The sequence below is a fragment of the Streptomyces sp. NPDC005266 genome, assembly GCF_040607655.1.
Taxonomy (GTDB): Bacteria; Actinomycetota; Actinomycetes; order Streptomycetales; family Streptomycetaceae; genus Streptomyces.
Map to the genome: position 1 here is coordinate 46,286 of NZ_JBEXHC010000013.1, position 25,262 is coordinate 71,547.

Sequence of the window (25,262 nt, forward strand, 5' to 3'; positions counted from 1 at the left end):
CATAACGCTTCGGCGACGTTGCCGCGTTGACGTGATGCTAGCCACATCAATGATGTGCCGTCAGTACCCCGAACGGAGACAACAGGCCAATCCCGAGGCCCCGCCCACCTCACGCGGTGAACGGGGCCCATGTGGGTGACGGGTCAAGCGGCCCTCACCGGCGGGCCCGGTTGACCGCCGAGACGACCGCCTTGAGGGAGGCGCGCACGATGTTGGCGTCGATCCCGATGCCCCACAGCACCTTGCCGTCGATCGCGCATTCGATGTACGCGGCGGCCTGTGCGGCCGCGCCCTCGCTCAGGGTGTGCTCGGAGTAGTCCAGCAGCCTGACATCCACGTCGATGGCGGCCAGGGCGTTGAAGAAGGCAGCCAGCGGACCGTTGCCCGTGCCGGTCAGCACGGTCTCGACGCCGTCCACGACGGCTTCGACGGTGAGCGCGTCGGTGCCCTCGCTGGTGCTCGAGGTCTGCGCGGTGCGCAGCGCGATCCGGCCCCACTGGTTGTCGTCCGTCGGCAGGTACTCGTCCTGGAAGACCGACCAGATCTGCCCCGGGGTGACCTCGCCGCCCTCGGCATCGGTCTTGGCCTGAATCGTCTTGGAGAACTCGATCTGCATCCGGCGCGGCAGGTCCAGGTTGTGGTCGTTCTTCAGGACATAGGCGATGCCGCCCTTGCCGGACTGGGAGTTGACGCGGATGACTGCCTCGTAGGAGCGGCCGACGTCCTTGGGGTCGATGGGCAGGTACGGGACCGCCCACTCGATGTCGTCCACCGTCTTTCCCTGCTCGGCGGCGCTCACCTCCATGGCCTCGAACCCCTTCTTGATGGCGTCCTGGTGGGAGCCGGAGAAGGCGGTGTAGACCAGGTCGCCCGCGTAGGGGTGGCGCGGGTGGACCTCCATCTGGTTGCAGTACTCGGCGGTCCGGCGGATCTCGTCGATCTGCGAGAAGTCGATCTGCGGGTCGACGCCCTGGGAGAACAGGTTCATGCCCAGCGTCACCAGGTCGACATTGCCGGTGCGCTCGCCCTGCCCGAACAGACAGCCCTCGATCCGGTCCGCCCCGGCCATGATCGCCAGCTCGGCGGCGGCCACGGCCGTGCCGCGGTCGTTGTGCGGGTGCACGGACAGACAGACGTGCTCGCGCCGGGACAGGTGGCGCGACATCCACTCGAAGCGGTCCGCGTGCGTGGACGGGGTCGAGCGCTCGACGGTGGCCGGCAGATTCAGGATGATCTCGCGGCCGTCCTCCGGCTGCCAGACGTCCATGACGCCCTCGCAGACCTCCAGCGCGAAGTCCAGCTCGGTGTCGGTGAAGATCTCCGGGCTGTACTGGTAGCCGAAGGCCGTCTCGTCGCCCAGGATCTTGTCGGCGTACTCCACCACCAGCCGGGTGCCGTCCACCGCGATCTGCTTGACCTGCTCCTTCGTCCCCCGGAAGACGACCCGGCGGAAGGTGGGGGCGGTGGCGTTGTACAGGTGCACGGTGGCCCGGTGCGCGCCGCGCAGCGACTCGACGGTGCGCTCGATCAGCTCCTCGCGCGCCTGGGTGAGGACGGAGATCGTCACGTCCTCGGGGATCGCGCCCTCCTCGATGATCGACCGCACGAAGTCGAAGTCGGTCTGGCCGGAGGAGGGGAAGCCGACCTCGATCTCCTTGTAGCCCATGCGTACCAGCAGATCGAACATCTCGCGCTTACGGGCGGGGGACATCGGGTCGATCAGCGCCTGGTTGCCGTCCCGCAGATCGGTGGACAGCCAGCGCGGCGCCACGGTGATGCGGTTGTTCGGCCAGGTGCGGTCCGGGATCTCGACGGCGTCGTAGGGGCCGTACTTGTGGATCGGCATCCCGGACGGACGCTGGGCGACGGTGGCGGCGGTGATGGGCGTGGGCCGGCCGACGGAATTGCCGGGCGTAGCGGAGGTGGTCATGGTGTGCGGGGCTCCTCGTATCCGTTGGACGATCCGCTGTAGGGGTGTCCAGTGGGCGGCCGACGGGGCGTGATCACCGCAACGCCGAACTCCGCGGGGAGGGGGTCGGCCTACGACTACAGGCCCTCGCCGCGGCAGCTAAGGAGAAGCAGCCCGAAACGCATGATGGGCAGCAGCCTAACCGATACCTCCGGGGCCGGGCGGATCCATATCACTATGCGGACCGGAACACGGCGCGCGGAGGAATACACATCTACCACTCGATATCAGCAATCGTGACCGCAAGGCGTGACAAGGGATTCACTCGATGCCACATTGCCTGCCATGGACGCCAACGTGAATGCCCACACGCATGCCCGCAGCCACCGCCACCGTGCCTTCTGCACCATCGTGCCGCCGCATGTCCTCGACAAACTGTCCCATGCCGAGGACCCCGCCGTGGCCGAGCCCGCCCGCCGCACCCTGGAGCGGGACGCGCTGGAGCGCACCCGGCGCCGGATCACCACCGTCCGCGGCGTCACCGGCGCCGTCCCGTCGGCCGCGCCCTCGGACAAGCCCCGGCGCACGATCTACGACGCCAAGCACGAGACCCGGCTGCCGGGGAAGAAGGTGCGCGGCGAGGGCGGCCAGGCGGGCCGGGACGCGTCGGTCAACCGCGCGTACGACGGGCTGGGGGCGACCTTCGAGCTGTTCCTCAAGGCATACGGCCGGCGCTCGATCGATGACGCGGGCCTGGCGCTGGACGCGAGCGTCCACTACAGCCGGGAGTACAACAACGCGTTCTGGGACGGCGAGCAGATGGTCTTCGGCGACGGGGACGGCGAGATCTTCCTCGACTTCACCATCCCGGTCGATGTGATGGCCCACGAGCTGACCCACGGCGTCACCCAGTACACCGCCAATCTGGAGTACTTCGGCCAGTCCGGGGCGCTCAACGAGTCGATGTCCGATGTCTTCGGCTCGCTCGTCAAGCAGCACGTGCTCGGCCAGAGCGCCGAGAAGGCCGACTGGCTGATCGGCGCCGGGCTGCTGGCGGAGCGGGTCACCGGCGTGGCGCTGCGCTCGATGAAGGCGCCGGGCACGGCGTACGACGACGACGTCCTCGGCAAGGACCCGCAGCCCGGCACGATGGACGGCTACGTCCACACCTCACGCGACAACGGCGGCGTCCACATCAATTCCGGCATCCCCAACCACGCCTTCTACCTCGCCGCCACCGCCCTCGGCGGCAACGCCTGGGAGCGTGCCGGGCAGATCTGGTACGACGTGCTGACCGGCGGCGACCTGGCCTCGGACGCCGAGTTCACCGACTTCGCCGAGCTGACGGTGGCCGCGGCGCACTCCCGCTACGGCGAGGGCGAGGAACACTCGGCGGTGCTGGACGCATGGGCGGGAGTGGGCATCACCGACCTGCGCGCCCGAGTGGGCGCGCGCTAGGCGCCGCCTTCGGGTAGTGATGGAGCCATGCGTATCTCCGTCACCCGCTCCGGCGGATTCGCCGGAATCGAGCGCCGGGCCGAGCTGGACACGGACAGCCGGCCCGACGCCACCCATCTGGCCGCCCTGGCCCACCAGGCCGTCGAAACCGGGCACACCGCCGCCACCCGCGGCGTCCCCGACGGCTTCCACTACGAGATCACCGTCGACGGCCGCACCGTCCACGCCGCCGACCCCCACCTGAGCGACGCCCAGCGCGAGCTGATCCGCACCGTCCTCAAGGAGGGCGCGTAAGGGCCACTCGCCGGGCTCAGAAGCCCAGCTTGCGGAGCTGCTTCGGATCGCGCTGCCAGTCCTTGGCCACCTTGACGTGGAGGTCGAGGAAGACCGGGGTGCCGAGCAGGGCCTCGATGTGTTTGCGGGACTTGGTGCCCACGTCCTTCAGGCGCCGCCCCTTGGGGCCGATGACGATGCCCTTCTGGCTGGGGCGCTCGATGTAGAGGTTGGCGTGGATGTCGAGGAGCGGCTTGTCCGCGGGGCGGTCCTCGCGGGGGAGCATCTCCTCGACCACCACCGCGATGGAGTGCGGCAGCTCGTCCCGTACGCCCTCCAGCGCGGCCTCGCGGATCAGCTCGGCGACCATGACCTGCTCGGGCTCGTCGGTGAGATCACCCTCGGGGTAGAGCGCCGGGCCCTCGGGGAGGAGGGGCACCAGCAGGTCCGCCAGCAGGTCCACCTGCTGGTCCCCCACCGCCGAGACCGGGACGATCTCGGCCCACTCGATACCCAGCTCCTCGCCGAGCCGGTCGATGGCCAGCAGTTGCTGGGCCAGCTGCTCGGGCTCGACCAGATCGGTCTTGGTGACGATCGCGACCTTGGGAGTCTTCTTGATCCCGGCCAGCTCGGTGGCGATATAGCGGTCACCGGGGCCCAGCTTCTGGTCGGCGGGGAGGCAGAAGCCGATGACGTCCACCTCGGCCCAGGTGGTGCGGACGACATCGTTGAGGCGCTCACCGAGCAGGGTGCGCGGCTTGTGCAGACCGGGGGTGTCGACGAGCACGAGCTGTGCGTCGGGCCGGTGCACGATGCCGCGGACGGTGTGGCGGGTGGTCTGGGGACGGCTGGAGGTGATCGCGACCTTCGTCCCCACCAGCGCGTTGGTCAGGGTCGACTTGCCCGCGTTGGGACGGCCGACGAAGCAGGCGAAGCCCGAGCGGTGCGGGGTCTCCCGAGGCTCGGACGGGGACGGGGAGGTACGGGCAGTCATGGCGCCTATTCTCCCCGATGGCCCGCCCAGTTCGGACCACTGCTCCGGTCCGGATCCGCAGGCCGGTCGCGCGGGCGGGGACGCGGTCAGCGGGAGCGGTCGGAGGGCGGCCAGCGGGCGGCCAGCGGGAGCGGTCGGAGGGCGGCCAGCGGGCGGCCAGCGGGGACGGCCGGAGGGCGGCCAGCGGGGACGTTCCCGCTGACCACGGAGGGGGCGGCCAGTGGGGACGTCCCCGCTGACCCGATGGCCCCTGGGCCCGGTGCTCAGGCCGGGAGCGTGGCCCGCAGGGTGCCGTCCGGGGCGACGACCAGGATCGGCGTTCCGGCGCCGCCCAGGTCCCGTACGGCCGCGCGGTCCTCCTCGGACGCGGTCTCGGCCTCGGTCACAACGGCCGCGGCCTCCAGCGACTTCGCGCCGCTCGCGACGGCCATCGCCACGGCGGTCCGCAGCGCGCTCAGCTTCAGCGAGTCGAGGTCGACGGTGCCGGCGACATAGGTGCGCCCCGTCTCGTCGCGTACGGCGGCGCCCTCCGTCGCAGCGTTACGGGCCCGCGCCGAACGGGCCAGCGTGATGATCTTGCGGTCTTCGGGGTCCAGCTGCGCTGCTTCGCTCATGCGTATGAGCATATGCGCGGCACTGACCCGGCCGTTCCGCCGGAGGGGGCCGTGGCGGGCCCGGGTCATCCCGCGATCGAGTACATCCCGTCGCGCCGCCCCTCCGGTGAGGTCAGCCGCTCCAGCTTCGCTGCCGTGTCCGTGTCAGGCACCGGGTTGTGCAGCACGATCGCCAGATCCGGGCGGGCGGGGATGCGCAGCAGGGTGGACTCGAAGAACAGCGCGCCGACCAGCGGATGCTCCAGCTCCTTGGTCAGCTGGCCACCGGGCCGCACATCGCCACGTGCCCACAGCTCGGCGAACTCCGGGCTCGCCTCGGACGCCTCCCGGACCACTGCCGCGAAGCCCTCGTCGTCGGGGTAGTCGGAGCAGGCGGCCCGGTACTGGGCGACGACCCAGGGGGCGGTCTGCTCCCAGCTCGTGGCGCGGGCCCGGTAGACGGGGTCGGTGAAGAAGGTGACGAGGCAGTTCTCGGGGTTTGCGGGGCGGAAGCCCAGCACCAGAGCCGCCGCGTCGTTGTAGGCGATCACGTTCCAGTAGCGGTCCATGATGTGGGCCGGGAAGGGCATCCAGCCGTCGATCAGCCGCCGGAGCCCGTCGCACAGATAGCCGGGGTCGTACTCGGGCCGGGGCAGCGGCGGATTGAGCCCGGCCAGGACGTACAGATGGCGGCGCTCGGTGTCGCTCAGCCTGAGCACCCGCCCCACGGCGTCCAGCACCTGCGGGGAGACGGTGATGTCCCGGCCCTGCTCCAGCCACTGGTACCAGGACGCGCCCACCCCGGCCAGCACCGCGACCTCCTCACGGCGCAGCCCCGGCGTACGGCGGCGGCCCCCGCCGTCCGGCAGACCGGCGTCGGCCGGGCTGACCCGGGCCCGACGGCTCATCAGGAAGTCGCGCAGCTCCTGCCGGCGCCGCGGCTTGGTGGCGACGGTGGTGGTCTCGACGGCCTCTGGCACATGTCCCCCTGTCCGTGCTGCGTGGTGGTCCGGCCACCAGGATAAGTTCCCGCTCCCCACGCCTCCTTGAGTCACCTGAACCTATGGATCATGGCGATCGATTCCCCTTCCGTCCCTCCTTCCTCCGTTCGTGGCGGTGCCGCACCGCCTTCTTCCGCACCGTCCGCCGGCCCCTCCCCCGCTCGGCTGACCGGCCGCGCCAGGCTGGTCCTGCTGGTGCTGTGCGCCGCGCAGTTCATCGTCGCGCTCGACTTCTCGATCCTGAATGTGGCGCTGCCCGTCCTCGGCAGGAATCTGGGCATGGAACAGGCCGACCTCCAGTGGGCGGTCACCGCCTTCGCCCTGCCCTCCGGCGGCTTTCTGCTGTTCTTCGGCCGGGTGGCCGACCTCTATGGGCGCCGCAGGCTGTTCCTCACCGGTCTCGCCCTGTTCACGGTGGCGTCGCTGCTGACCACGCTCGCCTGGGACCCGGCCTCGTTCCTGGTGGGCCGGGCCGCGCAGGGCCTGGGCGCGGCGGCCGTCGTGCCGACCGGTATGTCGCTGCTCACCACGACCTTCCCCGAGGGCCCGCGGCGGGAGCGTGCGCTGGGGATCAGCGGCACCCTGTTGTCGCTGGGCTTCACCATCGGGATGGTGCTGGGCGGGGGTATGACCGACACGCTCGGCTGGCGTTCCACCATGGGGCTGCTCACCGCCGCGGGCGCCCTGGTGCTGGCCGCCGCGCCGGCGCTGCTGGCCGAGTCCCGCCACCCGCGGCGGCCGCGCCTGGACGTGCCGGGCGCGGTGACCGTGACCGGCGGGCTGCTCGGGGTGATCTACGCCCTGTCGACGGCCGCCGAGCGCGGCTTCGGCGGCGCCGATGTCCTCTTCGCGCTGGTCGGCGGCGTCCTGCTGCTCGCGGTGTTCACCGTGGTGGAGTCGCGGGCGGCCGAGCCGCTGGTGTCGCTGCCGATGCTGCGCCGCTCCACCGTGGCCTGGGGCAACCTGGCCGGGCTGACCACGTTCGCGATGATGAGCTCGGTCGTCTTCCTGCTGACGCTGTATCTGCAGGAGGTGCTGAAGCTGTCGTCGCTGACGACCGGCCTGGTCTTCGGCGTCCAGGGGGTGCTGTCGGCGGGAGCGGGCGTGATCGCGCCCCGGGTGATCGGCCGCTTCGGCGTCCGTCCCACGCTGATCGGCTCGCTGCTGGCCCAGGCGGCGTTCACGGCGGCACTGCTGGGGCTGGGCAAGAGCGCCACCGGCGGCGCCTGGCTGGCCGTGGCCGCGGTGAGCCTGGCCAGCGTCGCGCATCTGTGGGTGATCATCTCGTATGGCGTGATCGCGACCTCCGGGCTGCCGGACCATGAGCAGGGCCTGGCCACCGGTCTGGTGACCAGCTCCCAGCAGGTGGGCGTCACCGTCGGCATCCCGCTGCTCGGCGCGCTCGCCTCCGCGCACATGGCCTCGCTGCGCGACGGCGGAGCGGGCTTCGCCGAGTCGACGCTGGGCGGCATCAGGCTGGGGCTCGGCGTCGACGCGGCGGTCGTCGCGGTGATCGCGGTGGCGGTGGCGCTCGGGCTGAGGACCCGGAAGCGCGGACGCCTTCGGATCCGGCGGCGTCGGGGGCCGACCCGTGGCGCCTGCTGAGGGAGGGCCCGGACGAGCTCGGGACGAGCGGTGTGCACCGCTGGCTGTGGCCGCTGGTGATCACCCGGGACGGTCCCACGCCGCATAGCGCCCGGGAGTTCGCGCCGGCCGCGTGCGAACAGATCCACTCCTCGGGCACGCTCGCGCTGCTCGCCCTGCCGATGGTGTGGCTCGCGGGGCTGGAGTGCGAGCTGGGCCTGACCCGGGCCGGTGCCGAACACGCCTGCGCCGCGGCTGGCGGCCGGGGGAGGCCAGGCGCCCTCTGCGGCTGGCGGTGGACCTGTTCGAAGGGCTCGGTGCGGAGGTCTGGCGGGACCGGGCCCGCGGCGAGCTGCGTGCGGCCGGTGGTTCGGCGCGACGCGGCGGTGACGAGGCCGCCGCCCGGCTCACCGGGCGGGAGCTGGAGGTGGCCGGATGGCGGCGGACGGGCTGACCAACCGTGAGATCGGCGCGCGGCTGGGCCTGAGCCCGCGCACCGTCGGCTATCACCTCTACAAGATCTTCCCGAAGCTGGGCATCACGGCGCGCGCCGGGCTGCGCGCCCTGCCGTCGGACGCGCGGAGGCCCGCGCCGGGCCGCTGAGCTGCGGTCCGGCGCGGGCACCTGGGGTGAGCCCTACCGATGTGTCCTTACGGGATGGGCGGCGCCGGCTGGAAGGTCAGCGCTGCCGAACCCGACGACGGGCTCAGCCCCGGAGCGCCCGCGAACGAGGCGGTGTAGGTCGAGGCGGTGAGCACGGTCGGCGGGACGGTGACGTTGGTGAGGGTCGCCGTTCCGCTGGCGTTGGTGGTCGCGCTGCCCAGCGGGATCGGGCCCAGAGCGCTATTGGCGACGAAGGTGATGGTCCGGCCGGGGATGGGGTTGTTCGACGCGTCCCTCAGCGTCGCGCTCAGGGTCGGGATGACCAGGGTGCCGTTGAACCGCAGCCGGATGACGGCCGGGGTGGCGGTGACGGTCGTGTTCGTCGCCGTGCCCACGTTCTGGGTGATCGTGTTGGACGTCGAGGTGTTGAAGCACGTGTCGCCGTTGTACGTGGCGGTGACCGTGTGCGGGCCGGCGGTGAGCGCGTTGGTGCTGGCCGTCGCCACTCCGGAGCCGTTGAGCGTCCCGGTGAGGGTGGGACCACCGCTGATCGTGAACGTCACGGTCCCGGTCGGGGTGCCCGTGGCCGGAGGCACCGCGGCCACGGTGGCGGTGAAGGTCACCGTCTGGCCGGGGGTGGACGGGTTGGGCGAGGAGGTGAGCGTCGTGGTGGTGTTCGCTTTGATCACGGTGAACGAACCGCTGGCCGACGAGCCCGCGACGCCGGTGTTGCCCGAGTACGTGGCCGTCACCGCGTGCGGACCCACGCCGGCGGCGGTGGTCGTCACGCACGCCTGGCCGCCGGCGTTGACCGGCGCGGTCAGCGTCGGACCGCCCGTGATCACGAACGTGACCGTGCCCGGCGTCACCGGACACGACGAGGTCACCTGCGCGCACAACTGCACCGGTCCGCTGCACACGGCCGTGCTGGGCGAAATGGTCAAGGCCGTCGCGGAGCTCGCCTGGTTCACGGTGACCGTGGTGTTGCCCGTCGAGCCCGCGACGCCGGTGCTCCCGGAGTAGGTGGCGGTCACCGTATGCGTCCCCACCGGGATGGCGCTGGTGGACACGCAGGCGTTACCGGCAGCGTCGACGTTCGCCGTCAGCGTCGGACCACCCGACACCACGAACGTCACCGTCCCCGGCGTCAGCGGACACGAACTCGACGTGGCCACATGGGCGCACAGGATCACCGGCTGGCCGCACCCCGCTGGGTTCGGCGTGGCCGTGACCGTCGTCGTCGAGGGCGCCTGGCCCACCGTCACCGAACCGGTGCCCGCGGAACCCGCGATGTCGGTGTTCCCCGAGTAGGTGGCCGTCACCGCATGCGTCCCCACCGGGATCGCACTCGTCGTCACACACGCCTGACCCGACCCGTCCACGTTCGCCGTCAGCGTCGGACCACCCGCCACCACGAACGTCACCGTCCCCGGCGACACCGGACACGAACTCGACGAGGTCACCTGCGCACACAACTGCACCGCATCACCACACACCGGCGACACCGTCGGCGAGGAGAACACCGTCGTCGACGACCCCTGACCCACCGTCACCGAACCGGTGTCCGCGGAACCCGCGATGTCGGTGTTCCCCGAGTAGGTGGCCGTCACCGCATGCGTCCCCACCGGAATCGCACTCGTCGTCACACACGCCTGACCCGACCCGTCCACGTTCGCCGTCAGCGTCGGACCACCCGCCACCACGAACGTCACCGTCCCCGGCGACACCGGACACGAACTCGACGAGGTCACCTGCGCACACAACTGCACCGCATCACCACACACCGGCGACACCGTCGGCGAGGAGAACACCGTCGTCGACGACCCCTGACCCACCGTCACCGAACCGGTGCCCGCGGAACCCGCGATATCCGTGTTCCCCGAGTACGTGGCCGTCACCGCATGCGTCCCCACCGGAATCGCACTCGTCGACACACACGCCTGACCCGACCCGTCCACGTTCGCCGTCAGCGTCGGACCACCGGCCACCACGAACGTCACCGTCCCCGGCGTCACCGAACAGGTACTCGGCGAGTCCACCGTCACCTGCGCACACAACTGCACCGTGTCACCACACACCGGCGACACCGTCGGCGAGGAGAACACCGTCGTCGACGACCCCTGAGCCACCGTGACCGTTCCGGTGGTCTGCGAGGTCCCCGTCCCGGTGGTGCCCGGGTACGTGACCGTGAACGGGTAGGTGCCCGCGCTCAGATTGACGGTCACGCAGGCCACCCCGGCGTTGTCCAACGTCCCGAACACCGTCGGGCCACCGGTGAACACGAACTGCACCTGCCCCGACGGCTGACACGTGCCCGGCCCGTTCACCGACACCTGCGCGCACACCTGCACCGGCTCACCGCACACCGGCGAAGCCGGCGTAATCGACGTGACGGTCGTCGTTGTGGCCGCCGGAACCACCGTGATCGGTACGAAGGACGAGCTCGACGGGTCGAAGGTCCCGTCGCCCGGATAGAAGGCCGCGGCGGCGTGACTGCCCACGCTCAGGTTGCTGATCGTGACGCTGGCCTGGCCGCCGGTCAGGGTTCCGGTCAGCACCGGTCCGTCGGCGCTGATGATGAAGTCGACCGTCTCGCCGTCGGGAGGTGCGGGGGTCACGGTCGCGGTCAGCGTCACCGTTTCGCCGCACTCCGCCGGATTCGGGGTGACGGTGAGCGTGGTGGTGGTTGGTGTAGCCATGAGAGCGGCCCCTTCCGGACTGCGGATGGGATGAGCCGCCCGGCTCCGCACGACGTACGCCGCGCGGAGCCATGGCCTCTGCGCGGGGGTGCCCATACAGCCGACTGTCTACGTCAAGTAGACAAGCCGGTTGTCCCCCGACAGAGGTATGGGCGACCCACCAGTCGGTATCTGCAAGTAAGCAGGGGACTACATCAGATGGGCCAGGGCACGGACAGCGATTCCACTCGGATGGCGCAGCGCCATACCGCGCGCGATTACGCGCGGGCGTGGTAAGGCGCATCCGCGCAGGCAGACGCCGCGCCTGGGCGGGCGGCAACGGTGGTACGGCAACGACGACGCGGCCCCGCCCGGTGAGGGGCGGGGCCGCGCTGAGGGTCTTGTGCGCCGGCCTACGACTCGGCCGCGGCGGTCTCCCGGACCGGCTCGACGTGCACCGTCACAATGCGGTTGCGGCGGCCCGCCGGGGATTCGGCGGTCAGCCGCAAGGCCTTGAGGGATGGGTCGGTGCCGCCCTCGGGGATCTCGACCTCGGCCGTGGCGCCCGCGATCGGCACCCGGCCCAGCGCCTTGGCGAGCAGCCCGCCGACCGTCTCGACGTCCTCGTCCTCCAGAGCCGTCCCGTACAGCTCACCGAGGTCGCCGAGACCGAGCCGGGCGGTGACGCGGTGGGTGCCGTCGCCCAGGTCCTGGACGGGCGGCAGTTCGCGGTCGTACTCATCGGTGATCTCGCCGACGATCTCCTCGAGGATGTCCTCGATGGTGACGATGCCGGCCGTGCCGCCGTACTCGTCGATGACGACGGCGACGTGGTTGCGCTCCCGCTGCATCTCGCGCAGCAGATCGCCCGCGTTCTTGGTGTCGGGGACGAAGGTGGCCGGCCGCATGGTGGTGGAGACCAGCTCGGACTCGGCGTCCCGGTTGATATGCGTTTTGCGGACCAGGTCCTTGAGGTAGACGATCCCCACGATGTCGTCCTCGTTCTCCCCGGTGACCGGGATCCGGGAGAAGCCGGAACGCAGCGCGAGGGTGAGGGCCTGCCGGATGGTCTTGAAGCGCTCGATCGCGACGAGGTCGGTGCGCGGCACCATGACCTCGCGCACCAGGGTGTCACCGAGCTCGAAGACGGAGTGGACCATGCGCCGCTCCTCGTCCTCGATCAGCGACTCCTTCTCGGCGAGGTCGACCAGCGCGCGCAGCTCCGCCTCGGAGGCGAAGGGGCCCTTGCGGAAGCCCTTGCCGGGCGTGAGCGCATTACCGATGAGGATCAGCAGCGGGGGGATCGGGCCCATGATCCGGGCCAGCGGGATCAGCACATAGGCCGCGGCGGTCGCCGTGTTGAGCGGATGCTGGGCGCCGATGGTGCGCGGCGAGACGCCGACGGCGACGTACGAGACCAGGACCATCACGCCGATCGCGACGGTCAGCGCCTTCCAGGTCTCGTGGAACTCGCGCAGACAGGCATAGGTGACGACGGCGCCCGCCGCCACCTCGCAGGCGACCCGGACCAGCAGCGCCACATTGAGATAACGGGTGGGGTCCTCGGCGACCTGCATCAGCTTGGCCGCGCCCCGCCGCCCGGAGCGCACGGCCTCCTCGGCGCGGAACCGGGTGGTGCGGGCGAGCCCCGCCTCGGCGCACGCCGCCAGCCAGGCGACGACGACCAGCAAAATGGCCGCCGTGACGAGCTGCCCGGTCATCGGGTGGTGGGGGCCGGGGAGGGACCGGTCAGACCTTGCTCGGCGCGCCAGCCGTCGATGATCGCGGCCTGCAGCCCGAACATCTCGGCGCGCTCGTCCGGCTCCTCGTGGTCGTAGCCCAGGAGGTGAAGGACGCCGTGGACGGTGAGCAGTTGGAGCTCCTCGTCCATGGAGTGTCCGGTCGGCGCCTCCTCCCCCTGCTTCTTGGCCACCTCGGGGCAGAGCACGATGTCACCGAGGAGACCCTGTGGGGGCTCCTCGTCGTCCTTGGCGGGCGGGCGCAGCTCGTCCATCGGGAAGGACATGACATCGGTCGGCCCCGGCAGATCCATCCACTGGATATGAAGCTGCTCCATGGCGTCGGCGTCGACGACGATCACCGAGAGCTCGGAGAGCGGGTGGATACGCATCCGGGCCAGGGCGTAGCGGGCGACGTCCAGCACCGCCCGTTCGTCGATGTCGGTACCGGATTCGTTGTTGACGTCGATCGCCATGGGGTGTTTTGTCTTACTTTCCGTTGCGGCTGTCGTACTGCTCGTACGCGTCGACAATACGGCCGACCAGCTTGTGCCGGACCACGTCCTTGCTGGTGAGCATGGAGAAGTGGACGTCATCGACGCCCTCCAGGATCTCCCGCACCTGGCGCAGACCACTCTTGGTCCCGCCCGGGAGGTCGACCTGGGTGACATCACCCGTGATGACGATCTTGGAGTCGAAGCCGAGCCGGGTGAGGAACATCTTCATCTGCTCGGGGTTCGTGTTCTGCGCCTCGTCCAGAATGATGAACGCGTCATTGAGCGTACGACCGCGCATATACGCCAGCGGAGCGACCTCGATGGTGCCCGCGGCCATCAGACGCGGAATCGAGTCGGGGTCGAGCATGTCGTGCAGCGCGTCGTACAGCGGCCGCAGATACGGGTCGATCTTCTCGTAGAGCGTGCCGGGCAGGAAGCCGAGCCGCTCACCCGCCTCGACCGCCGGACGGGTCAGGATGATCCGGTTGACCTGCTTGGACTGGAGCGCCTGAACCGCCTTGGCCATGGCCAGATAGGTCTTGCCGGTGCCGGCGGGGCCGATACCGAAGACGACGGTGTGCTTGTCGATCGCGTCGACATACCGCTTCTGGTTGAGCGTCTTGGGGCGGATCGTGCGGCCGCGGTTGGACAGGATGTTCTGGGTGAGCACCTCGGCGGGCGTCTCCTCCGCTCCGCCCTCGCCCCTCTCAGCCGCGCGCAGCATGGAGATCGAGCGCTCCACCGCATCCTCCGTCATAGGTTGACCGGTGCGGAGCACCAGCATCATCTCATCGAAGAGACGCTGCACCAGGGCGACTTCCCGCGCGTCCCCGGTCGCGCTGACTTCGTTGCCCCGGACATGGATGTCGGTCGCCGGGAACGCCTTTTCGATCACACGCAGCAGCGAGTCACCTGATCCCAGGACCATGACCATCGGGTGCTTGGTCGGAACCGTGAACTGCGCATGCGCCTGCGGTGCTGTGGTTGGTTGCGTCATGGGCCGGCTCTCGGGCCTGCTTCTACCTCCTGCGACAAGGGTTCTCGCTGCTCGACAACCTAGGACTACAAGAGTACGACGGAGCACCGACAAGACCCGAGTGCTTTTACTCCATGCCGCTCATCACACCGCCCACCAGCATCTGAGGCCCCACCGCCGGCCCCCTGACCCGGCCCCCGCCGCCCCCGCGAAGCGCCCGTGGCCGGCGCCGGGCGGATGGGGTGCGCCGGATGCGCGATGGCGCGGGGCGGTGTCAGGAGGGTCGCTGAAGGGACCCCGCGCCCCGGCACATCGGTGACGCGAACCAGCGTGCGGTGGCGCGGCGGGCGCCTCCACCGCGGCGGATGGGGGTGGGAGCCGGGGCCCACCCCTACCCGCGGCGGAAGCCGATGGTGGGAACCGCGCGGCGGAGCGGGCCGCCCCGGGCAGCGGTGGGCAGTATCCGGTCGAGGAACGCATAGCGGCGCAGCGGCTGGTCGTCGTAGGCGCGGGCGTGCTGCCACCAGGCCGCGATCTCCACCCAGCCGGGCGCGGACAGCGAGCCGCCGAACTCCTGCACCGACAGGGCAGCGGTCAGCCCGGCGAAGGCCAGCCGGTCGGCGAGCGGCCAGTCGGCGAGCGTGCCGGTGACGAAGCCCGCGACGAAGACGTCCCCGGCGCCGGTCGGGTCCAGGGCCTCCACGGCGATCCCGGGCACCTCTGCCGTCTCGCCGGTGCGGCCGTCGACCGCGTACGCCCCCTCGGAGCCCAGCGTGACGACGGCGAGCGGCACCCGGTCGGCCAGCGCGCGGGCGGCGGCGCGCGGGCAGTCGGTGCGGGTGTAGCGCATCGCCTCGACGGCGTTGGGCAGGAACGCCTCGCAGTGCTCAAGATCGGCGAGGTCGGACGGGTCCCAGCGGCCGGTGTCGTCCCAGCCGACGTCGGCGAAGATCCGGCTGCCCTGGCGGGCGGCCTCGGCGACCCACTCCTCGCGGCGGCCGGGCACCAGGGAGGCGATGGCGGCGCGGGCCGGGGGCGGGCAGCTGGGGGCGGGCTCCTCGGGCGGCGGCGCCTCATGGCCGTGGGAGACCATCGTGCGCTCGCCCTCGTAGGCCATGGAGACCGTCACCGGGGAGTGCCAGCCGGGGATCGTACGGGACAGCGACAGATCGATGCCCTCGCCGCGGTCCAGCGCATCCCGGCAGTAGTCCCCGTAGTGGTCGTCGCCGAAGGCCGCGGCGAGCGAGGTGCGCAGGCCCAGCCGGGCCAGGGCGGTGGCCATATTGGCGACGCCGCCGGGGCTGGAGCCCATACCGCGGGCCCAGGACTCGGTGCCGCGGACGGGGGCGGAGTCCAGACCGGTGAAGATGATGTCGAGGAAGACGGTGCCGGTGAGATACACATCGCGCGCCGGGTCGCCGGGCTCGCGAACGGCCGCGAGCGGGTCGAGGAGGGGGCAGCCCGCCGCGAGCTTGTCGCCGTCGTGTGCCATCACCGTGTGCTCCCAGGTCGTGCCGGTCTGTCGTGACGCGCCGTTCATCGTCGTCTTCTCGTCGAGTTTCGCCGGTTTTCGCCGTCGGATTCAGGTGCCGCCAGTGTGCACGATCGCTCTGACAGCGCGGCGTCGGCCGCCCGGCGCCGCCTGCCCGTCCCGGCCTCACCTGGCATCACCCGGCCTCAGCGCCGCCTGGGCAGCTCCACGCTCATCAGGTCCTGGGCGATCGTGAGCTCACCCGGGAACCCCGCCGCCCGCGCCTGCCGCTCGAACTCCGCCGGATCCCCGTACCGCTGCGAGAAGTGCGTCAGGACCAGATGGCGCACCCCCGCACCGGCCGCGAGCCGGGCCGCCTGCCCGGCCGTCAGATGCCCGTACTCGACGGCCAGCGGCTCGTCCTCGTCCAGGAAGGTCGACTCGATCACCAGCAGATCGCACCCCCGCGCCAGCGCATGCGCGCCGTCGCACAGCCGGGTGTCCATGACGAAGGCGAAGCTCTGCCCCCGCCGCACCTCGCTGACCTCCTCGAGCGCGATCGTGTGCCCGTCCCACTCCAGCACCCCCTCCCGCTGGAGCCGGCCGATCTCCGGGCCGCGGATGCCGTACGCCGCCAGCCGCTCGGGCAGCATGCGGCGGCCGTCCGGCTCGGTGAGCCGGTAGCCGTACGACTCGACGGGGTGCGAGAGCCGGGCCGCCTCCAGGGTGTACGCGGGGGTGTCGGCCAGCACCCCGCCCTCGCCGCTGACGGGCTGCTGGGCCAGCACCACCGTCTCCCGATAGGCGGTGGCGTAGCTCAGTCGTTCGAAGAAGCGCTGCCCGCTCGCCGGATAGTGCGCGGTCACCGGATGCGGCACCCGGTCCAGGTTGATCCGCTGGATCACCCCGGCGAGCCCCAGCGAGTGGTCCCCGTGGAAGTGCGTGACACAGATGCGGTCGATGTCATGCGCGGAGACTCCGGCCCGCACCATCTGGCGCTGGGTGCCCTCGCCGGGGTCGAAGAGGATGCCCTCGCCGTCCCAGCGCAGCAGATAGCCGTTGTGGTTGCGGTGCCGGGTCGGCACCTGGCTGGCGGTCCCGAGGACGATCAGTTCACGTGCGGACAAGGGACTATCCGGGGGGCCAGTTGAAGCCCCGGCCGCCGAGGACATGGGCATGGGCATGGAAGACGGTCTGCCCGGCTCCCGAGCCGGTGTTGAACACCACGCGGAAACCACTGCCGTCGATCTTCTCGTCGGCGGCGACGACGCCCGTCTCGCGCAGTACGTCCGCGGCGATCTGCGGCTCGGCCGCCGCGAGCGTGGCGGCGTCCGGGTAGTGCACCTTGGGGATCACCAGTACGTGCGTCGGCGCCTGGGGGTTTATATCGCGGAAGGCGACCGTGGTCTCGGTCTCCCGGACGACCGTGGCCGGCACCTCCCCCGAGACAATCTTGCAGAACAGGCAGTCGGCCTGCGGTTCTCCCGCCACCGGTGGCTCCTTACGGATCGTCGGCTGGTACGGACCGGATGGTACCGGGATGCCCCGCCGACGGGGCGCACGAGCCCTACTTGCCCTGTGTTCCGCTCCCGGCCGTGGTCCGGTGGTGCCAGGGGTGACTGCGGGTGGGCCCGGGGCGCTCGGTCTCCCGGCCGCCGCCGTCGCACTCCCCGATCACCTTCGCCTCGAACACCTTCCGACCGTCCACCTTGCCCGTCAAGTCGCCCCGCACGCAGTGGTTCTCGCGCACATAGGTGACCTTGCCGGTGACCTTGATGTCCTTGTCGTTCTCGGTCCTGCCGCGGCAGTTGACCGTCGCGTCCGTCCGGCCCGTCCGGCGCGACTCACCGGAGGCCGAAGCTCCCACCGTACGGTCGCTCTTGAGGTCCGCGGTGCAGGTCAGCCAGCGGACACCGACCCCGCCCTTCTCCAGGGCGCGCGAGGCGACCCGATCCGTGGTGACCGCGACACTGATGGAGCTGACCCCGCCGCCGTCCCTGGGCTCACATCCCGTCACCGCGACGGCCACCGCGAGCGCCGCCGCGAGGGCCGGAAGGGCCCGTCCCTGCCGTACCTGGCTCAATACCCCCATGGGCGACAGGTTCCCACCGCGGGTGGCGAACCGGAAGACCGTCCTCGGCCAGTGTGAGTGGCCTCGGGTTTCCGCCGCTACCCGCCGCGCGAAGGGCCGAGCACGGTCGACCGCCGACGCGGGCTTCAGCGCCCCGGCGGGGGCACCTCCCAGCGGTGGCCGGGGGAGAACCGAGCCCAAAAATGGGTGTGGCCGGGGGAGAACCGAGCCCAGAAATGGGTGCCCTAACTCCAGCGGCCCGTACGCCCCAGGAGCAGTGCGGCGGCGACCGTTCCGGCCGTGGAGGTGCGCAGCACGCCCGGGCCCAGCCGGTAGGGCCGCGCGCCGGACTCGGCGAAGGCGGCCAACTCCTCTGCGGACACGCCCCCTTCCGGCCCCACGACCAGCACGATCTCCCCCTCGCCCGGCAGTTCGGCCATGGCCAGGGGCTCACTGCCCTCCTCGTGCAGCACGGCCGCGAAATCGGCTTCGGCGAGAAGTCGAGCAACCTGTTTGGTCGTCATCGCGTCCGTGACCTCGGGGAAGGTCAGCCGACGGGACTGCTTGCCCGCCTCGCGGGCCGTCGACCGCCACTTACCGAGCGCCTTCAGGCCGCGCTCGCCCTTCCACTGGGTGATGCAGCGCGCGGCGGCCCACGGCACGACGGCGTCGACGCCCGTCTCCGTCATGGTCTCCACGGCCACCTCGCCGCGGTCGCCCTTCGGCAGCGCCTGGACGACGGTGATCCGCGGGCTGGGCGCCGTCTCCCGGCGCACCTCGGCGACCTCGACCAGCAGCCGGTCCTTGCCCTCGACGGCCGCCACAGCGCCGTACACGCCCGCACCGTGGCCGTCCGTCAGGACGACGGGCTCACCGACGCGCAGCCGCCGTACGGACACCGCGTGCCGTCCCTCCGGCCCGTCCAGCACGATCCGGTCCCCCACGGCCGCCCCCGCCAGGGAGTCGGCCACGAACACGGGGGCGGTCATGACACCGCACCGCGCTGGGGCAGGAGGTTCAACACGGCCCGCGCCGAGTCCAGTTCGATCGCCAGCGTCTCCACCAGACGCCCGGCGGGCAGCTCCCGCGCCAGCCAGTGCCCCTGCCCGGCCCACAGCGCCATGCCCTGCGGATCGCCCGCCTTGGCCGCGGCCTTACGGAGGCCGGAGGTCATGTGGTGCAACTGGGGGTAGGCGGCGGGGGCGTACGGGCCGTGCTCGCGCATGAACCGGTTGACCAGGCCCCGGGCCGGACGGCCGGAGAAGGCGCGGGTCAGCTCGGTCCGGCCGAACAGCGGATCGGTCATGGCCCGCTTGTGCAGCGGATTGGCCCCGGACTCGGGGCAGACCAGGAACGCGGTCCCCAACTGGGCCGCGGACGCGCCCGCCGCCAGCGCCGCGGCGATCTGCGCACCGCGCATCAGCCCGCCCGCGGCGATGATCGGGACCTGCACATACTCCCGGACAAGCGCGATCAGCGACAGCAGGCCGATGCCGGCGCCCATGCCGTCGGCCGCCGGATCGTTCCGGTAGCTGCCCTGGTGGCCGCCGGCCTCCACGCCCTGGACGCACACGGCGTCGGCGCCCGCCCACTGAGCGGTCTGCGCCTCGACCGGCGAGGTCACGGTGACGACCGTACGAGTGCCGACCCTGGCGAGGGAGTCGAGAACGGCGCGGGTGGGGCAGCCGAACGTGAACGAGACGACCGGCACCGGGTCGTCGAGCAGGACGGCGAGCTTGGCCTCGTACGCGTCGTCGGCCCCCGCGTCGGGGTCACCGAGCGAGGTCTCGTACCAGGCCGCCTCGCCCGCGAGCTGCTCGCCGTAGACCTCGATGGCGGCCGGGTCGGCGGTGGCCGGCTGCGGCATGAACAGATTCACGCCGAAGGGCCGGTCCGTCAGCCCCCGTACCTGTTTGATCTCCTCGTACATCGCCTCCGGCGTCTTGTAGCCGGCAGCGAGAAACCCGAGGCCGCCGGCACGGGAGACGGTGGCGGCGAGCTGCGGGCAGGAGGCTCCGCCCGCCATCGGCGCCTGCACGATCGGATACCGAAAGAGATCGGTCAGTGCGGTGGACATGGCCACATCGTGCCATGCCCTCCGCACCGGCCCGTCACCGGATCACCGCCCGTTGAAGGCGTCCTTCAGGCGCGAGAACAGCCCCTGCTGCCCCGGCTTGAACTCCCCCGTCGGGCGCTCCTCGCCACGCAGCTTGGACAGCCGCCGCAGCAGCTCCTCCTGCTCCGGGTCGAGCTTGGTCGGGGTCGTCACCTCGACATGCACGATCAGGTCGCCTCGGCCGCCGCCCCGCAGATGGGTGACGCCGCGCTGGTGCAGCGGGATCGACTGGCCGGACTGGGTGCCGGGCCGGATGTCGACCTCCTCCAGCCCGTCCAGCGTCTCCAGCGGCACCTTGGTGCCCAGCGCCGCCGCCGTCATCGGGATGGTCACCGTGCAGTGCATGTCGTCGCCGCGCCGCTGGAAGACCGGGTGCGGCACCTCGTGGATCTCCACGTACAGGTCGCCGGCGGGGCCGCCGCCCGGGCCGACCTCGCCCTCGCCCGCCAGCTGGATCCGGGTGCCGTTGTCCACACCGGCCGGGATCTTCACCGTCAGCGTGCGCCGCGAGCGGATCCGCCCGTCGCCCGCGCACTCCGGGCACGGGGTCGGCACCACGGTGCCGAAGCCCTGGCACTGCGGACACGGCCGCGAGGTCATGACCTGGCCCAGGAAGGACCGCGTCACCTGCGAGACCTCACCGCGGCCGCGGCACATGTCGCAGGTCTGCGCCGAGGTGCCCGGCGCCGCGCCCTCGCCGCTGCAGGTGGTGCAGACGATGGCGGTGTCGACCTGGATGTCCTTCGTCGTCCCGAACGCGGCCTCGCTGAGCTCCACATCGAGACGGATCATGGCGTCCTGGCCGCGCCGGGTCCGGGACCGCGGGCCGCGCTGCGAGGCGGTGCCGAAGAAGGCGTCCATGATGTCGGAGAAGTTGCCGAAGCCCGCGCCGAAGCCACCGGCGCCGCCGCCTCCGCCGGCCCCGGACATCGGGTCGCCGCCGAGGTCGTAGACCTGCTTCTTCTGCGGGTCCGACAGGACCTCGTAAGCGGCGTTGATCTCCTTGAACCGCTCCTGGGTCTTCGGGTCCGGGTTCACATCCGGATGCAGCTCGCGAGCGAGCCGGCGGAATGCCTTCTTGATCTGGTCCTGTGAGGCATCACGCGGCACGCCCAGGACTGCGTAGTAGTCCGTCGCCACTTACGACTCCGCCAGGATCTGTCCGACGTAACGTGCCACTGCGCGTACCGCTCCCATCGTTCCGGGGTAGTCCATGCGGGTCGGTCCGACCACGCCGAGTTTGGCGACGGCCTCGTCGCCCGAACCGTAGCCGACCGCGACGACCGAGGTGGCGTTGAGCCCCTCGTGAGCATTCTCATGCCCGATCCGCACGGTCATGCCCGAGTCCTTGGCCTCGCCCAGCAGCTTGAGGAGGACGACCTGCTCCTCAAGTGCCTCCAGGACGGGCCGGATCGTCAGGGGGAAATCATGCACGAAACGCGTGAGGTTCGCGGTGCCGCCGATCATCAGCCGCTCTTCGGTCTCCTCGACAAGCGTCTCGAGCAAGGTCGACAGTACGGTCGAGACCGTCCCGCGGTCCTCCTGTTCGAAGGACTCCGGAAGATCCTGCACCAACTGCGGCACATCCGCGAACCGCCGCCCCACGACCCGGCTGTTGAGCCGGGCCCGCAGATCGGCGAGCGACTCCTCGCTGACCGGAGCCGGACAGTCCACCATGCGCTGCTCGACCCGCCCGGTGTCGGTGATCAGCACCAGCATCACCCGGGCCGTGGCCAGTGGCAGCAGCTCCACATGGCGCACCGTCGAACGCGTCAGCGACGGGTACTGCACCACCGCGACCTGCCGGGTCAGCTGCGCCAGCAGCCGCACCGTACGCCCCACCACATCGTCGAGGTCGACGGCGCCGTCCAGGAAGTTCTGAATGGCCCTGCGCTCCGGGGTGGACAGCGGCTTGACTCCCGCCAGCTTGTCCACGAAGAGCCGGTAACCCTTGTCCGTGGGAATCCGCCCGGCGCTCGTATGCGGCTGGGCGATGAAACCCTCGTCCTCCAGAGCGGCCATGTCGTTACGCACCGTGGCCGGGGAGACCCCCAGCCGGTGCCGCTCGGTGAGCGCCTTGGAGCCGACCGGCTCCTCCGTCCCCACATAGTCCTGGACAATGGCACGCAGCACTTCGAGTCTGCGTTCGCTGAGCACCCCGCGCACCTCCAGTCCAGCGGTCTCATCAGGTCGTCTCTCTGGCACTCAAAGGGCACGAGTGCCAGAACCCCTCAGCCAGTGTACGGCGGGGGCCGGTGGCGTGGGCAAGAGCCGCAGTGTGGCGGCTCCGCCCGACCCGCCACGCTATCGCCCTGAGAGCTAGCGTCTCGGTATGGAGACGTATTGGGAAGAGGCGGGCTGGGAGCAGCTCGCGCCCGGTGTCGCCCGCCGCCGGATGCCGGGCTGGGACGAGACGATCGGCGTGATCGTCGGCGAGACCGACGTCCTCGTCGTGGACACCGGAGCCACGCTGCGCGAGGGCGCCGAGCTCCGCCGCCAGATCACCCGGATCACCGGCCGCCGCCCCACCCGCATCGCACTGACCCACCCGCACTTCGATCACGTCCTCGGCACGGCCGCCTTCGCGGGCTGCGAGGTGTACGGGGCCGCCGGGCTCGACGGGCTGCTGCGCCACGACAGGGAGCTGCTGCGCGAGAGCGCCATCCGGCACGGCGTGGACCGGGAGGCCGCCACCGAGGCCGCCGATCACCTCGTACTCCCCCATCACGTGGTCTCCGGCGAGCTCACCCTCGACCTGGGCGATCGCCCCGTCCTCCTGGCGAACGTGGGCCCCGGCCACTCCGCCCATGATCTGGCCGTCCTGGCCCCCGGCCGGCCCGAGGTGGTCTTCTGCGGCGATCTGGTCGAGGAGTCGGGCCCGCCCCAGGCCGGACCCGACGCGGTCCCCGCCCAGTGGCCCGCCGCCCTCGACCGGCTGCTCGCCCTCGGCGGCGAGGACGCGCTCTACGTCCCGGGCCACGGCTCCGTCGTGGACGCCGCCTTCGTCCGCGCCCAACGCGACGAACTCGCCGCCCGCTTCGGCGTGTCCACCTAGTCCCTCGCGCTATCGTCACCCGGATGCGACAGTACGACCCGGACCTGACCCCGCCCTGGAAGCGGCAGCAGCCCGCCCCCGAGGTCCCCGCCGACCCGGACCTCGTCGTCGAGGAGGTCACCACCGGGTTCTGCGGTGCGGTGATCCGCTGCGAGAAGACCGCCCAGGGGCCCACGGTCACCCTTGAGGACCGCTTCGGCAAGCACCGCGTCTTCCCCATGGAACCCCGCGGCTTCCTCCTGGAAGGACGCGTCGTCACCCTCGTACGCCCGCGCACGGCCGCCCCCGGCACACCCCGGCGCACGGCCTCCGGCTCGATCGCCGTACCGGGAGCGCGCGCGAGGGTCGCCCGCGCGGGGCGCATCTATGTCGAGGGACGCCATGACGCGGAGCTGGTGGAACGGGTCTGGGGCGACGATCTGCGGATCGAGGGCGTCGTCGTGGAATACCTGGAAGGCATCGACGACCTCCCCGCCATCGTCCGCGACTTCTCACCCGGCACGGACGCCCGCCTCGGCGTCCTGGTCGACCATCTGGTGACCGGCTCCAAGGAGTCCCGCATCGCCGAGCAGGTCACCGACGAGAACGTCCTGATCGTCGGGCACCCCTACATCGACGTCTGGGAAGCCGTGAAGCCGTCCTCGGTGGGCATCCCGGCCTGGCCGACCGTGCCGCACGGCCAGGACTGGAAGAAGGGCGTCTGCCGCGCCCTGGGCTGGCCCGAGAACACCGGAGCCGCCTGGCAGCGGATCCTCTCCTCGGTCCACTCATACAAGGACCTCCAGCCCGAACTCCTGGGCCGGGTGGAGCACCTGATCGACTTCGTGACCGCCTAAGCGGATGCGGTGAAGTTCGCCGCTGATCCCTCGCCGTTCGGCCTGGCCGAGGACTTGGACGCCGAGAAGGATCAGCACTTGACTTCGCCGTAAACGCTTAGTCGACCAGATCCCTCACCACGGCGTCCGCCAGCAGCCGACCCCTGAGCGTCAGCACCGCCCGCCCCTGCCCATACGGCTCCGGCTCCAGCAGCCCGTCCCCCAGCGCCCGCGCCGCCGCCCGCGCCCCGGCCGGGCGCAGCAGCGCCAGCGGGCACCCCTCGGCCAGCCTCAGCTCCAGCAGGATCCGCTCCACCCGGCGCTCCTCGTCGGCCAGCACCTCCCGGCCCGCCCCGGGCGAGCGGCCCTCGCTCAGCGCCTGCGCGTACGCCCCCGGATGCTTCACATTCCACCACCGCACGCCGCCCACATGGCTGTGCGCCCCCGGGCCGGCGCCCCACCAGTCGGCGCCGCGCCAGTACAGCTCGTTGTGGCGGCACCGGCCTGCGGCCGACGTCGCCCAGTTGGAGACTTCGTACCACTCAAACCCGGCCGCCGACAGCATTTCCTCCGCGATCAGATACCGGTCCGCATGCACATCGTCATCGGTCATCGGCACCTCCCCCCGCCGGATCCGCCGCGCCAGCTGCGTCCCCTCCTCGACGATCAGCGCATACGCCGACACATGATCCGGCGCCGCCCCCAGCGCCGCCTCCAGCGAGGCCCGCCAGTCCGCGTCGCTCTCACCCGGCGTCCCGTAGATCAGATCCAGATTCACATGATCGAATCCCGCGGCCCGCGCCTCCGCCACACACGCCTCCGGCCGCCCCGGCGTATGCGTACGGTCCAGCACCTTCAGCACATGCTGCCGGGCGCTCTGCATCCCGAACGAGACCCGGTTGAACCCCGCCTCCCGCAACTCGGCCAGATACCGCGGATCCACCGACTCCGGATTGGCCTCGGTCGTGACCTCGGCCCCCTCCGCCAGCCCGACCTCCTCCCGGATCGCCCCCAGCATCCGCCCCAGATCCCCCGCCGCGAGCAACGTCGGCGTCCCGCCCCCGACAAACACCGTCTCCACGGACCTCCGGCCGTCCCCCAGCACCTTCCGCGCCAGCCGTATCTCCTCCACGACCAGCTCGGCGTAGTTGTCCCGCGAAGCGAGCACCCCGCCGGAACCGCGCAGCTCACTGGCGGTGTACGTGTTGAAGTCGCAGTACCCGCAGCGGGTCGCGCAGTAGGGCACGTGCAGATAGAACCCCAGCGGCCGCTCGTGCGCCCCCTCCAGCGCGCGTGCGGGCAGCGCGCCGTCTTCGGGCATGGGCTCGCCATCGGGCAATACGGAAGGCATGACCCCATTGTCCGCCATCCCCAGAGCCTCGGGACCCGGTCGTGGGAGCCCGCGGCGGTCGGAGCCCCCACCCCGCCC

24 protein-coding genes are annotated in these 25,262 nt (G+C 71.2%); 7 read left to right on the forward strand and 17 right to left on the reverse strand.

The annotated features are described in order from the left end of the window. Window positions 1-154: 154 nt before the first annotated feature. Window positions 155-1,930, reverse strand: a complete 1,776-nt coding sequence (leuA, locus tag ABZU99_RS22530) for a 2-isopropylmalate synthase (protein ID WP_355943955.1) — start codon at window positions 1,928-1,930, stop codon at window positions 155-157. A gap of 324 nt (window positions 1,931-2,254) precedes the next feature. Here leuA and ABZU99_RS22535 point away from each other — a divergent pair, with 324 nt between their 5' ends. Together ABZU99_RS22535 and ABZU99_RS22540 are read left to right on the forward strand one after the other, a co-directional pair. Next, the gene (locus tag ABZU99_RS22535; protein ID WP_356046260.1) at window positions 2,255-3,367 is read left to right on the forward strand and encodes a M4 family metallopeptidase; all 1,113 of its coding nucleotides are present in this window, start codon (window positions 2,255-2,257) and stop codon (window positions 3,365-3,367) included. A gap of 27 nt (window positions 3,368-3,394) precedes the next feature. After that, window positions 3,395-3,661, forward strand: a complete 267-nt coding sequence (locus ABZU99_RS22540) for a protealysin inhibitor emfourin (protein ID WP_355943959.1) — start codon at window positions 3,395-3,397, stop codon at window positions 3,659-3,661. A gap of 16 nt (window positions 3,662-3,677) precedes the next feature. Here ABZU99_RS22540 and era read toward each other — a convergent pair whose 3' ends face one another. The 3 genes from era to ABZU99_RS22555 form a co-directional block, all read right to left on the reverse strand. Then, a complete protein-coding gene (gene era / locus ABZU99_RS22545) occupies window positions 3,678-4,634 on the reverse strand; it encodes a GTPase Era (RefSeq protein ID WP_355943961.1) in 957 nt (318 codons plus the stop codon). 263 nt (window positions 4,635-4,897) lie between these two features. After that, window positions 4,898-5,260 carry a cytidine deaminase gene (locus tag ABZU99_RS22550; protein WP_355943963.1) on the reverse strand — a complete coding sequence of 121 codons (363 nt, stop codon included), beginning with the start codon at window positions 5,258-5,260 and terminating at the stop codon, window positions 4,898-4,900. A 53-nt stretch (window positions 5,261-5,313) separates the two neighbouring features. Further along, complete coding sequence (locus tag ABZU99_RS22555; protein WP_356046327.1) at window positions 5,314-6,135, reverse strand: helix-turn-helix transcriptional regulator; 822 nt, start codon at window positions 6,133-6,135, stop codon at window positions 5,314-5,316. 162 nt (window positions 6,136-6,297) lie between these two features. Here ABZU99_RS22555 and ABZU99_RS22560 point away from each other — a divergent pair, with 162 nt between their 5' ends. The 3 genes from ABZU99_RS22560 (at window position 6,298) to ABZU99_RS22570 (ending at window position 8,415) form a co-directional block, all read left to right on the forward strand. Next, entirely contained in the window at window positions 6,298-7,833 is a 1,536-nt protein-coding gene (locus ABZU99_RS22560; RefSeq protein ID WP_356046263.1) for an MFS transporter, read from the forward strand. A gap of 274 nt (window positions 7,834-8,107) precedes the next feature. Then, window positions 8,108-8,266 (forward strand): hypothetical protein, encoded by a 159-nt coding sequence (locus ABZU99_RS22565; RefSeq protein WP_355943967.1) that lies wholly within the window; start codon window positions 8,108-8,110, stop codon window positions 8,264-8,266. Further along, a complete protein-coding gene (locus ABZU99_RS22570; RefSeq protein WP_355943969.1) occupies window positions 8,248-8,415 on the forward strand; it encodes a helix-turn-helix transcriptional regulator in 168 nt (55 codons plus the stop codon). The genes ABZU99_RS22565 and ABZU99_RS22570 overlap by 19 nt, the downstream gene beginning before the upstream one ends. 47 nt (window positions 8,416-8,462) lie before the next feature. Here ABZU99_RS22570 and ABZU99_RS22575 read toward each other — a convergent pair whose 3' ends face one another. From ABZU99_RS22575 to hrcA, 12 genes are all read right to left on the reverse strand, one after another. Further along, window positions 8,463-11,114 (reverse strand): Ig-like domain-containing protein, encoded by a 2,652-nt coding sequence (locus ABZU99_RS22575; protein ID WP_356046266.1) that lies wholly within the window; start codon window positions 11,112-11,114, stop codon window positions 8,463-8,465. A gap of 392 nt (window positions 11,115-11,506) precedes the next feature. After that, a complete protein-coding gene (locus ABZU99_RS22580) occupies window positions 11,507-12,814 on the reverse strand; it encodes a hemolysin family protein (RefSeq protein WP_355943973.1) in 1,308 nt (435 codons plus the stop codon). Next, complete coding sequence (ybeY, locus tag ABZU99_RS22585; RefSeq protein ID WP_355943975.1) at window positions 12,811-13,308, reverse strand: rRNA maturation RNase YbeY; 498 nt, start codon at window positions 13,306-13,308, stop codon at window positions 12,811-12,813. The genes ABZU99_RS22580 and ybeY overlap by 4 nt, the downstream gene beginning before the upstream one ends. Before the next feature lie 13 nt (window positions 13,309-13,321). Then, entirely contained in the window at window positions 13,322-14,326 is a 1,005-nt protein-coding gene (locus ABZU99_RS22590) for a PhoH family protein (RefSeq protein WP_356046268.1), read from the reverse strand. Between the two features lie 370 nt (window positions 14,327-14,696). Continuing rightward, window positions 14,697-15,797, reverse strand: coding sequence for a PfkB family carbohydrate kinase (locus tag ABZU99_RS22595; RefSeq protein WP_355944087.1), 1,101 nt, complete (start codon window positions 15,795-15,797; stop codon window positions 14,697-14,699). Window positions 15,798-15,982: 185 nt separating this feature from the next. Next, the gene (locus ABZU99_RS22600) at window positions 15,983-16,903 is read right to left on the reverse strand and encodes a ribonuclease Z (protein WP_356046270.1); all 921 of its coding nucleotides are present in this window, start codon (window positions 16,901-16,903) and stop codon (window positions 15,983-15,985) included. A gap of 4 nt (window positions 16,904-16,907) precedes the next feature. Next, a complete protein-coding gene (locus tag ABZU99_RS22605; RefSeq protein ID WP_355943981.1) occupies window positions 16,908-17,267 on the reverse strand; it encodes a histidine triad nucleotide-binding protein in 360 nt (119 codons plus the stop codon). 76 nt (window positions 17,268-17,343) lie between these two features. Continuing rightward, window positions 17,344-17,868: a hypothetical protein gene (locus ABZU99_RS22610; RefSeq protein WP_356046272.1), complete on the reverse strand. Its 525-nt coding sequence runs from the start codon at window positions 17,866-17,868 to the stop codon at window positions 17,344-17,346. A 224-nt stretch (window positions 17,869-18,092) separates the two neighbouring features. Then, a complete protein-coding gene (locus ABZU99_RS22615; RefSeq protein ID WP_356046274.1) occupies window positions 18,093-18,836 on the reverse strand; it encodes a 16S rRNA (uracil(1498)-N(3))-methyltransferase in 744 nt (247 codons plus the stop codon). Beyond that, window positions 18,833-19,924: a nitronate monooxygenase gene (locus tag ABZU99_RS22620; protein WP_355943987.1), complete on the reverse strand. Its 1,092-nt coding sequence runs from the start codon at window positions 19,922-19,924 to the stop codon at window positions 18,833-18,835. The genes ABZU99_RS22615 and ABZU99_RS22620 overlap by 4 nt, the downstream gene beginning before the upstream one ends. Window positions 19,925-19,966: 42 nt before the next feature. Beyond that, a complete protein-coding gene (dnaJ, locus tag ABZU99_RS22625; protein WP_356046276.1) occupies window positions 19,967-21,103 on the reverse strand; it encodes a molecular chaperone DnaJ in 1,137 nt (378 codons plus the stop codon). Next, on the reverse strand, window positions 21,104-22,120 hold the full coding sequence (gene hrcA / locus ABZU99_RS22630; protein ID WP_355943991.1) for a heat-inducible transcriptional repressor HrcA: 1,017 nt from the start codon (window positions 22,118-22,120) through the stop codon (window positions 21,104-21,106). It lies immediately after the preceding gene. 175 nt (window positions 22,121-22,295) lie between these two features. Between hrcA and ABZU99_RS22635 the strand changes: the two genes are divergently transcribed. After that, the gene (locus ABZU99_RS22635) at window positions 22,296-23,018 is read left to right on the forward strand and encodes an MBL fold metallo-hydrolase (RefSeq protein WP_356046278.1); all 723 of its coding nucleotides are present in this window, start codon (window positions 22,296-22,298) and stop codon (window positions 23,016-23,018) included. A 23-nt stretch (window positions 23,019-23,041) separates the two neighbouring features. Further along, window positions 23,042-23,854, forward strand: coding sequence for a DUF3097 domain-containing protein (locus ABZU99_RS22640; RefSeq protein WP_356046280.1), 813 nt, complete (start codon window positions 23,042-23,044; stop codon window positions 23,852-23,854). Window positions 23,855-23,951: 97 nt separating this feature from the next. Here ABZU99_RS22640 and hemW read toward each other — a convergent pair whose 3' ends face one another. Then, window positions 23,952-25,184, reverse strand: coding sequence for a radical SAM family heme chaperone HemW (gene hemW, locus ABZU99_RS22645; RefSeq protein WP_356046282.1), 1,233 nt, complete (start codon window positions 25,182-25,184; stop codon window positions 23,952-23,954). Window positions 25,185-25,262: the final 78 nt, after the last annotated feature.

What these genes read in the sequence shown, in the direction of transcription:
- ABZU99_RS22550 (WP_355943963.1), bottom strand. Translation starts at nt 5,260, where the DNA reads ATGCTCATACGCATGAGCGAAGCAGCGCAGCTGGACCCCGAAGACCGC.
- ABZU99_RS22640 (WP_356046280.1), top strand. Translation starts at nt 23,042, where the DNA reads ATGCGACAGTACGACCCGGACCTGACCCCGCCCTGGAAGCGGCAGCAG.
- ABZU99_RS22570 (WP_355943969.1), top strand. Translation starts at nt 8,248, where the DNA reads ATGGCGGCGGACGGGCTGACCAACCGTGAGATCGGCGCGCGGCTGGGC.
- ABZU99_RS22560 (WP_356046263.1), top strand. Translation starts at nt 6,298, where the DNA reads ATGGCGATCGATTCCCCTTCCGTCCCTCCTTCCTCCGTTCGTGGCGGT.
- ABZU99_RS22580 (WP_355943973.1), bottom strand. Translation starts at nt 12,814, where the DNA reads ATGACCGGGCAGCTCGTCACGGCGGCCATTTTGCTGGTCGTCGTCGCC.
- era (WP_355943961.1), bottom strand. Translation starts at nt 4,634, where the DNA reads ATGACTGCCCGTACCTCCCCGTCCCCGTCCGAGCCTCGGGAGACCCCG.
- ABZU99_RS22610 (WP_356046272.1), bottom strand. Translation starts at nt 17,868, where the DNA reads ATGGGGGTATTGAGCCAGGTACGGCAGGGACGGGCCCTTCCGGCCCTC.
- hemW (WP_356046282.1), bottom strand. Translation starts at nt 25,184, where the DNA reads ATGCCTTCCGTATTGCCCGATGGCGAGCCCATGCCCGAAGACGGCGCG.
- ABZU99_RS22615 (WP_356046274.1), bottom strand. Translation starts at nt 18,836, where the DNA reads ATGACCGCCCCCGTGTTCGTGGCCGACTCCCTGGCGGGGGCGGCCGTG.
- ABZU99_RS22635 (WP_356046278.1), top strand. Translation starts at nt 22,296, where the DNA reads ATGGAGACGTATTGGGAAGAGGCGGGCTGGGAGCAGCTCGCGCCCGGT.
- ABZU99_RS22555 (WP_356046327.1), bottom strand. Translation starts at nt 6,135, where the DNA reads ATGAGCCGTCGGGCCCGGGTCAGCCCGGCCGACGCCGGTCTGCCGGAC.
- ABZU99_RS22620 (WP_355943987.1), bottom strand. Translation starts at nt 19,924, where the DNA reads ATGTCCACCGCACTGACCGATCTCTTTCGGTATCCGATCGTGCAGGCG.
- leuA (WP_355943955.1), bottom strand. Translation starts at nt 1,930, where the DNA reads ATGACCACCTCCGCTACGCCCGGCAATTCCGTCGGCCGGCCCACGCCC.
- ABZU99_RS22575 (WP_356046266.1), bottom strand. Translation starts at nt 11,114, where the DNA reads ATGGCTACACCAACCACCACCACGCTCACCGTCACCCCGAATCCGGCG.
- ybeY (WP_355943975.1), bottom strand. Translation starts at nt 13,308, where the DNA reads ATGGCGATCGACGTCAACAACGAATCCGGTACCGACATCGACGAACGG.
- ABZU99_RS22540 (WP_355943959.1), top strand. Translation starts at nt 3,395, where the DNA reads ATGCGTATCTCCGTCACCCGCTCCGGCGGATTCGCCGGAATCGAGCGC.
- ABZU99_RS22590 (WP_356046268.1), bottom strand. Translation starts at nt 14,326, where the DNA reads ATGACGCAACCAACCACAGCACCGCAGGCGCATGCGCAGTTCACGGTT.
- ABZU99_RS22535 (WP_356046260.1), top strand. Translation starts at nt 2,255, where the DNA reads ATGGACGCCAACGTGAATGCCCACACGCATGCCCGCAGCCACCGCCAC.
- ABZU99_RS22595 (WP_355944087.1), bottom strand. Translation starts at nt 15,797, where the DNA reads ATGGCACACGACGGCGACAAGCTCGCGGCGGGCTGCCCCCTCCTCGAC.